Consider the following 259-nt stretch of genomic DNA (forward strand, 5'->3'; position numbering starts at 1 on the left):
GGCAAACCCGGCTGCCGCGGAGGGTTCGATTTGGATTCCTTCGCTGTCTTTTAACATAGCGAGGAGCGGGAACAACTCCAGGTCGTCGACCGTCGCAATGCCTGAGATCAATTGTTCGGAACTCGTCGATGCAAAACTGGATGCCCTGCCGACTGCAAGCCCATCCGCCTCTGTCCGATTGTCGATGCCGATGTCCTGGACGCAGATGCCGCTCTTTAAGCCTGTCATCAGCCCGAGCAAAACTGCCGGGGAATGTGTC

General features: G+C 57.1%; 1 pseudogene. It reads right to left on the reverse strand.

What is annotated here, in order from left to right:
* Positions 1-259, reverse strand: a pseudogene (locus SB775_RS31065) (D-serine ammonia-lyase); the annotation flags it as partial.

The sequence above is a fragment of the Peribacillus sp. SIMBA_075 genome (assembly GCF_046534585.1).